Source organism: Saccharopolyspora sp. (assembly GCF_017434145.1).
Classification (GTDB): domain Bacteria; phylum Actinomycetota; class Actinomycetes; order Mycobacteriales; family Pseudonocardiaceae; genus Saccharopolyspora_C; species Saccharopolyspora_C galaxeae.
On the sequence record NZ_JAFRFW010000336.1, the window covers coordinates 1 to 7,652 of the forward strand.

Genomic DNA, 7,652 nt, shown 5'->3' on the forward strand with positions numbered 1-7,652 from the left:
CGACGGCACCCGGAAGGTCGCCGGTGCCCCGAACTACCCGAACGACGCGGCCGAACCGGGCACCGCGCACGCCGCGCTGGCCTGCGCCACCATCGCCGCGGGCCGGATCACCGCCATCGACACCGGCGAGGCCGCAGCCGCCCCCGGCGTCCTCGGCGTGTTCACGCACCGCAACGCGCCGAAACTGACACGCGCGGAAGGCGAGCCACCGGCACCGCTGCAGGACGACCGGATCCGGCACCACGGCCAATACCTTGCGGTCGTCGTCGCCGACACCCCCGAGCAGGCCACGGCCGCCGCGGGGTTGATCCACGTCGAATACGCCCCGGCCGACCCGGTGGTGGAGATCGACGACCCGGCCGCGGTCCGCGAACCCGCAGCCGAGGACGTGTCCCGCGGCGACGTTCCCGGCGCGCTGGCTCGCGCGGAAGTGCGCTACGAGGCCGAATTCACCACCCCGGCGAATACGCACAACCCGATGGGCCTGTTCAGCGCAGTCGCCAAGTGGGACGGCCCGCGGCTGACCGTGCACACCAACACCCAAGGCCCGTCGGCGATGAGCTCCTCGCTGGCCGCGGTGTTCGGGCTGGCGCCGGAAGCGGTCACGGTGCTGGCGCCGTACGTCGGCGGCGGGTTCGGTTCCGGGCTGCGGACCTGGCCGCACGTGAGCCTCGCCGCGCTCGCGGCGCGCGAGCTGCGGCGGCCGGTCAAACTCGTGCTAACCCGCCCGCAGATGTTCACCGGCGTCGGCCACCGCACCGGCACGGTGCAGCAGCTGCGGCTCGGCGCGAACCGGGACGGCGAGCTGCTGGCGATCGAGCACCGCTCGACCCAGACCGCCGCGGTGGACGACGACAACGCCGACTCGGTGACCGGGGTATCGGTGCACCGCTACGCCTGCGCGAACGTCTTCGCCGGTGAGCAGCGGGTGCGACTGAACATTCCCGGCCCGTGCTCGATGCGCGCGCCCGGCGAGGCGCAGGGCGGTTTCGCGCTGGAATGCGCGATCGACGAACTGGCGCACCGGCTCGGCATGGATCCGATCGAGCTGCGGTTGCGCAACTTCGCCGAGAACGACCCGGAAAGCGGGTTGCCGTGGTCCAGCAACGGCCTGCGCGAGTGCTACCGGCGCGGTGCGGAGTTGTTCGGCTGGTCCGCGCGCAGCGCGGCACCCGGCTCGTCGCGCGACGGCGACTGGCTGATCGGGCACGGCGTGGCGGGCGCGTCCTTCCCCTGGTTCGGGCTGCCCTGCCGGGCCGAGGCGACGGTGCGCGCGGACGGTTCCGGCCTGGTGCGCAGTTCGACCACGGACATCGGCACGGGCACGCACACCGTGATGACCCAGCTGGCCGCGCAGCGCCTCGGCATCGCGGACGCGCGTTTCGAACTCGGCGACTCGCGGCTGCCGCAAGCCTCGCTGGCAGGCGGGTCCGGGCTGACCGGTTCATTGGGCGCCGCGGTCGACGCGGCGGTGCGCGGGGTGTGGCAGTCGCTGCTGGATCTGGTGGCCGACGACCCGGCATCGCCGCTGCGCGGGTTGCGGGCCGACCAGCTCACCGCCACCGACGGGCGGCTGCACGCGATCGGCGATCCGGCGCGCGGTGAGCCGTATTCGGCGATCCTGCGCAGGCACGACCGATCCGAGGTGACCGCGCCCGGCGCGTTCGACCCGTCGCAGCAGCAGGACGGGACGATGAGCCGCGCGGGTGCGTTCGGTGCGCAGTTCGTCGAGGTCCGGGTGGACGCCGACCTCGGGCTGATCCGGGTGGCGCGGATCGTCTCGGCCATCGACGGCGCGCGGATCGTGAACGAGAAGACCGCGCGCAGCCAGATCCTCGGTGGGGCGGTCGGCGGGCTGGGCATGGCGCTGTTCGAGGACACCGCCACCGACCCGGGAACGGGGCGGATCACCAACGCGACGCTGGCCGACTACCTGGTGCCGGTCAACGGCGACGTCCCGGACCACGAGGTGGTCTTCGCCGGAGCACCGGACCGGTTCAACCCGCTGGGCATCAAGGGCGTCGGCGAGGTCGGACTCACCGGCATCGCACCGGCGGTGGCGAACGCGGTGTTCAACGCGACCGGCAAGCGCATCCGCTCGCTGCCGATCACCCTGGACAAGCTCATGTGAGCGGGGACCGGCCCGGTCGCTCTCGTCGATGCACTCTCGCCGATGTGGCAGCACCGGGCCGGATTCCGGTCATTCGCTCGGGTTGAACTCGATCTCGTCGGGCTTCGCCTTGCCGAGGTTGTCCTCGAAGGCCCCGTCGGAGATGCCCAGGCTGGCGGAGCCGAAGTCGGCGCCGGTGAGCTTGTCCCGGACCCCGTCGGGGAAGTTGTCCCAGCTCACCAGGTCCGGGTACTGCCAGGTGCCCTGGTGGTTCTCCGGCTGCTCGTCGGCGTTGGCCAGCCGGAACGCGTGCGTGCTCGCACCGTCCTAGTGCTACACGATCTTGGGGTGGTTGCCTTCCCAGGACACCTGATCGCGCGGATAGGTGGAGTAGTCGCCGTGCGCCGAGGTCGAGACGTACTCGGGTTGCCCGTTGTTGACCCACACCACGACGTGCTCGATGTCGTGCCGGTGCCCGAAGGCGTCGACCCCTTCGACCGCCTGGTCCTTCTCGAAGTACAGGTCGTAGAGGTAGGCGCACCAGCCGTTGGTGTTGCACTTGGCGCGCACGTAGGAATTCGTGTTGTCCAAATCGGACTCGTCGTGGCAGTTGCCGTTGAGCGCACCGGACGGTTCGAGCCCTTCGGCGGGCGTGCCATCCGGTCCGATGGCGGGGGTGGGGTAGCAGCCGTCGCCGTCGTAGTCGAACGCAGGCTGGAATTCGCCGTCCGGGTCGGCGACGCTGCTCGGCAACGCCTGCGGTGGATCGGCCAGCGCCACCGACGGCGTGGCGAGCACCAGCACGCCGGCGCCGACCAGCGAACGGAAGGCGAAAGAAATCTTGGGTCGTCGTTTCGGACGCGCGCGGCGCTGCTGCGAGGTCATAACGAGGGGAACCTCCCTGTCGGGCCGGAGTGACCCGCCGCAGCATAATGGCCGGAACCGGAAATTCCAGGGTGCACTTCGGAATTTTCCGGGCGCATTCACGGGGGATTCACCGGTGGTGCCGTTCAGCGCACCTCAACGCATTCTGGGAATTGCGGGAAAGCGGATTTCACCGGGCGGCGGGGCGCCCGTCCGGGTCGATGATCGCGCGACCCACCGGCGAGCCCCACGCGCGCGTCAGCGCGGAGGTCTCCGGCCGCGTGTGCCGCCGCAGCCGTCCCTGCGGGCGCACTCCGCGGCGGCCCTCGTCGTGCCAGCGTTCCAAGTCGGCAGCGCAATACCGCAACGTCTCGATGCCCTGCCCGGGATCGGCCAGGTCGGTGCCGTCATCGTCCCGGCCCAGGTGCTCGAGCCACAGGCGCCGCCGCAGGTCAGCGGCGAAGGAGTGGCCCGGTTCGGACACCACCGCGGCGTTGAGCTCCGAATCGTAAGTCCACGAGCGGCGGTTGAGGTTCGCCGAACCGACCGTGGCCCACACGTCGTCGACCACGCACACCTTGGAATGCACGTAGATCGGCACCCCCGCCGGGTGTTCCAGTTCGTAGAGATCGACCCGGTCACCACCGGCCGCGCGCAGCAGGTCGACCGCCTTGCCCCGGGCGACGTCGCTGGCCGCGACCTGCACTTTGCCTTCCTTGTCCGGGCGGCTGGCGAGCACCGCGATCAGCCGCAGGCGGGGTTCGCTGCGGAGCGCGGCCGCGAACGCCTCGGCGACCATCGGCGACCAGAGGAACTGGTCTTCGACGTAGATGAAATGCCGGGCTTTGCGCAGCGCTTTCAGGTACCCGTGCGCGACGCTGCGTTCGCCGCGAGGTGCGAAGGGATAGGACGGCATCTTGTTCGGGTAGGTCCGCAGCAGTTGCACGGAATGCGACCCGCACCGCGGCGGCGCGGGCTGCTGAGCGGGCAGCTCCGCGGTGCTCGACGCCGTGCGGCCGCGCCGCGGTAGCCGGAACGGGATGCGCCGCAGCGATGCCGAGTCGTTCCACCGTTCCCGGAACCCGTGCTCGACCTCGGCGACGGCGGGGCCGCGCATTTCGAGATGAACGTCGTGCCAGGCGGGTCGTTCGCCGTAGACGCGTGCGATCGACTGCTGCACCTGCGGATCGCCGTCGTGGTCCTGGTCGTCGTAGCGGCTGGGGCAGGGGTCGATGCCGCCGACGAAAGCGACGTCGTCCTGCGGACGGCCGGGCCGGCGCACCACCAGGAATTTCTGGTGGTGCGAGCCCGCCGCGCGCACCCGCTGGTCCAGCACCGCCGAGGCCCCGAGGCTGCGCAGCAGCGCGGCGAAATCCCGGTTCTCCGGGACGAAGTCCTTGCGAACGTCCAGGTAGGGGCACCAGAACAGTCCGTGCACGCGAACCCCGGCGAGCAGTGCCCGCGCGAACATTCCGGCGATGGAGGTTCCGGACGCACCGAAGGTCTCGTCGGGGGTTCCGGTCCAGGCCGCGAAGTAGATCTCGTCGCCGGGGCCGAGACCGGCCAGCACTTCGCGCAGCCGGTGGAAGTACTCGACCCCGTCGATCAACGGTCGCACCAGGTTGCCCCGGGACCAGGCCATGTCGCCGCGGTCGAGTCCGGTGGCCGGGTTGTCGCGCTCGCGGCGGGTCAGCAGCCACTTCTCCGCGTCGTGCACGTGCTCGCCTTCCCGCACCGGGCACTTCGGCCCACCTGTCGATTTCCACCCACAGGTGATCTCCCAGTGCGGCGTGCGCGAAACGCGTGCGGCGCGGAAATTTGCGAACGGACTAGCCCGGTGGGGTTGATCCGTAGCGCTGCCGCTGCGTGGCTTCGGGATCGAGCAGTGGCGAGCGCGCCAGCAGCACGGTGCCGATCGCGATGAGCACAGCTCCGGCCACCACGCCGATCAGGAACACCCCCTGCCTGGATTGCTCGCCGAACACCACCAGCCCCCACACCACGGAGGTCAGCGGGTTCATCAGCGTGAAGCCCGGCTGCGAGGCGGCGAGGTTGCCCGCCTGCAACGAGTTCTGCAGCAGGAAGAACGAGATCGGCGCGAGCACCGCCACCCCGTAGGTCTGCCACGTGGCCTAAAGCGGCGCACCCCGCTCCACGGCCGCACCGACACCGGCGATGAGCGAGGAGTTCAGCCCGAACGTGACGCCGGTGGCCACACCCAGCATCGCGGCGCGGTGCTCGAGCCTGCTGCGATATCCGCCCACGACGAGCGCCGCGATGATCGCGGCCGTGATCGCGATGCCCAGCGCCCAGGTCCCCGCGGAAACCGCGGACGGATTGCCGCCGGTCGGCGACAGCGTGCCCACGAACAACGCCAGCCCGGCCGATTGCAGCAGGATCGCCCACAGCACCGCGCGGGGCAGCGGCGCGCGGAACACCCACGAGGCCAGCAGCAGGGTGAACGGCAGTTCGGTCACCAGCAGCGGCTGCACCAGCGAAATCCGGGACACCGAGATCGACACGGCGTGCAGCAGGAACCCGAAGATCATCGTGCAGATGCCGAGGAACCACACCGGGCGCCGTGCCAGGTCCCACATCATCTGCCAGGAGAACCCGGCGGATTCGGGCTCCTCCTTGGCGGCCCGCCGCTGCAACACGGACGCGGCGGCGTTGAGAAACGCCGCCACGACCATCAGCAGGACACCGAGCACGGTCCCGGGCTACCCACCACGCGAGGCGCTACCACCGCCTGCCGGTGTTCGGAGCCTCCCGGCGAGGGGATGACCAGTGAGCAACACCGCGCCCGCCGCGGCCGGAGCTCGTCGTGCCGCGCGCGAGCCGGCAGCTCAGCTCGCCCGGTCGGCTATGCGTTGTTCCAGTTCGGAGACCGTGTCCTCGAACGCAGCGTCGACCCGTTCGGTGTCACCGGTGGTGAGCAGGTCGGCGAACAGGCCCCGCATGCAGGCGAGCAGGGACGTCGCGGCGGTCTGGGCTTGGGGCTCCGGATACCCGTGGCGGACCAGACCGGCCGCGATCAGGTCGGTCCGCCGCCGCATCGACGCAGCGATGGTCTTGGCCAGCGCCGGATCGCCGTACATGGCCTGGCCCGTGATCGCCAGGAACAACCGGACGTAGCGCCGGCCGCTTTCGGCGGTCGCCCTGCGCCAGATCACCCGCAGCGGGTCCGGGTCGCCGGGCGGCAGGTCGGGGACGGTGAGGATGTCGGCCAGCACGCGCTGCACGATCTCGGCCACGAGCCGGTCCTTGGACTCGAAGTGGTGCACCAGCGTCGCGTGGCTGACCCCGGCCGATTGCGCGACCTTGCGCAGCGACAGGTCGTCGAGGCCGTGGTCGAGCGCGTGCTCCGTGGCGGCGTCGAGCACCTCGCCGTACCGGTGCTGGAAGCGCAGCTTTCGGCCGTCCACGCGTTCGGTCATCCCGTCAGGCTAGTCGCCGGAAACTAGATTGACCGATTGGTAGAGGCACTTTAGGCTCAGCCGGGTCCGGAGGTCCGGCGCCGGCAGCGCCCGGAATCCGGCGTGGCAGGGCGATCGGGCCCGGCGCGTTCCGGCTCGCTCGGCAGGCCAAGCGCAGTTCCGCAACGGACACATCCGCGCACCCGGCATCCCGGGCGCCTTCTGCGAAGGGCGACACATGACAACAGCGCTGTCCACGCATCCGTCCCGATTACGACGCGCACTGATCGTCACCACCGCCGTGCTGGGGCTGCTCACGAGCAGCGTCACGCTGGCCCGGGCCGCCGAGCCGGCCACCATCCACGGACCGGCGCCGACCGAGGAAAGCATCACCGCGCCGACCGGCCCGTTCGAGATCGACCGCGAGACCGTGCCGCGCAGCACCGTCGAGGGCTTCGGCGGCGGGACGATCTACTACCCGACCGACACCTCCGAGGGGACGTTCTCCGCGGTGGCCATCGCCCCGGGATACACCGCCGGTCAGGAGACCCTCGCCTGGCTCGGACCGCGACTGGCCTCGCAGGGGTTCGTGGTGTTCACCATCGACACGATCACGACGAGCGACCGGCCGGATGCCCGCGCCGAGCAGCTGGCGGCCTCGCTGGACTACCTCACCGGCAGCAGCGAGGTGCAGGATCGGATCGACCCGGCCCGGCTCGGCGTGATGGGCCATTCGATGGGCGGCGGCGGCGCGCTGCAGGCCGCGCTGGACGACCCCGGCCTCAAGGCGGCGATCCCGATGACGCCGTGGAACACGGTCAAGGACTTCTCCGGGGTGCGGACCCCGACGATGATCATCGGTGCGCAGAACGACACCGTCGCACCGGTCGCCCAGCACTCCGAGCCCTTCTACGAGAGCCTGCCGGACGACCCCGGCAAGGCCTACCTGGAACTGGCCGGGGCGAGCCACTTCGCACCCAACAGGGACGACACCACGATCGCCAAGTCCAGCATCGCCTGGCTCAAGCGGTTCCTGGACGACGACACCCGCTACGACCGGTTCCTGTGCCCGCCGCCGCAGGATCCCGAGATCTCCGATTACCGGGCGACCTGTCCGTACTGACCCGGTCGGCCGCCGCGCGTTCCGGGTGCACCGATCGAACGGCTCCGGCGAGTGCGCAACAACCGGCCGCCGTTCGCCCGCACCGGCGTGCGGCGGCCGGTCGGCGCTCGGTCACCGGCCTGCACGGCCCCCGGCCGAC

The 7,652-nt window shown here is 70.9% G+C and carries 6 protein-coding genes and 1 pseudogene; 2 read left to right on the forward strand and 5 right to left on the reverse strand.

Going from position 1 to position 7,652, the window contains the following annotated elements; translation table 11 throughout:
• A partial coding sequence (locus tag IJH84_RS09375; RefSeq protein ID WP_295142778.1) for a xanthine dehydrogenase family protein molybdopterin-binding subunit occupies positions 1 to 2,131 on the forward strand: 2,131 nt, incomplete at its 5' end.
• A 69-nt stretch (positions 2,132 to 2,200) separates the two neighbouring features.
• Here the strand turns inward: IJH84_RS09375 and IJH84_RS09380 are convergent.
• The 5 genes and pseudogenes from IJH84_RS09380 to IJH84_RS09400 form a co-directional block, all read right to left on the reverse strand.
• Positions 2,201 to 2,995: pseudogene (locus IJH84_RS09380) on the reverse strand (NPP1 family protein).
• A gap of 169 nt (positions 2,996 to 3,164) precedes the next feature.
• Positions 3,165 to 4,709 (reverse strand): phospholipase D family protein, encoded by a 1,545-nt coding sequence (locus tag IJH84_RS09385; protein WP_295142781.1) that lies wholly within the window; start codon positions 4,707 to 4,709, stop codon positions 3,165 to 3,167.
• A 94-nt stretch (positions 4,710 to 4,803) separates the two neighbouring features.
• Positions 4,804 to 5,079, reverse strand: a complete 276-nt coding sequence (locus tag IJH84_RS09390) for a hypothetical protein (protein ID WP_295142784.1) — start codon at positions 5,077 to 5,079, stop codon at positions 4,804 to 4,806.
• Between the two features lie 27 nt (positions 5,080 to 5,106).
• Entirely contained in the window at positions 5,107 to 5,685 is a 579-nt protein-coding gene (locus IJH84_RS09395) for a DMT family transporter (RefSeq protein WP_295142786.1), read from the reverse strand.
• A 135-nt stretch (positions 5,686 to 5,820) separates the two neighbouring features.
• Positions 5,821 to 6,411, reverse strand: coding sequence for a TetR/AcrR family transcriptional regulator (locus IJH84_RS09400; RefSeq protein ID WP_200072293.1), 591 nt, complete (start codon positions 6,409 to 6,411; stop codon positions 5,821 to 5,823).
• A 217-nt stretch (positions 6,412 to 6,628) separates the two neighbouring features.
• Between IJH84_RS09400 and IJH84_RS09405 the strand changes: the two genes are divergently transcribed.
• Positions 6,629 to 7,513, forward strand: a complete 885-nt coding sequence (locus IJH84_RS09405; protein WP_295142790.1) for a dienelactone hydrolase family protein — start codon at positions 6,629 to 6,631, stop codon at positions 7,511 to 7,513.
• Positions 7,514 to 7,652 lie beyond the last annotated feature (139 nt).